Source organism: Pseudomonas sp. BP01 (assembly GCF_022760795.1).
GTDB lineage: Bacteria > Pseudomonadota > Gammaproteobacteria > Pseudomonadales > Pseudomonadaceae > Aquipseudomonas > Aquipseudomonas putida_Q.
Map to the genome: position 1 here is coordinate 1 of NZ_JAFBKA010000126.1, position 267 is coordinate 267.

Annotated in this window: 2 tRNA genes; both read right to left on the bottom strand. The window is 52.8% G+C overall.

From position 1 onward, the window contains the following. Positions 1-43 precede the first annotated feature (43 nt). A tRNA-Ala gene (locus JOY50_RS28770) sits at positions 44-119 on the bottom strand. Between the two features lie 23 nt (positions 120-142). Continuing rightward, a tRNA-Ile gene (locus JOY50_RS28775) sits at positions 143-219 on the bottom strand. Between the last annotated feature and the right edge of the window lie 48 nt (positions 220-267).

Sequence of the window (267 nt, forward strand, 5' to 3'; positions counted from 1 at the left end):
TGTTCATTTCTAAGTTCTGACAAGTGACTGCGTACAGCGAAAGTGGTGGAGCCAAGCGGGATCGAACCGCTGACCTCCTGCGTGCAAGGCAGGCGCTCTCCCAGCTGAGCTATGGCCCCGTATTCTAGGCTGCACCATGCAATGGTAGGTCTGGGCAGATTTGAACTGCCGACCTCACCCTTATCAGGGGTGCGCTCTAACCAACTGAGCTACAGACCTATAACAGGGTCGCGTTTACAGCATCGTCTTTTACAATGAATCAAGCAA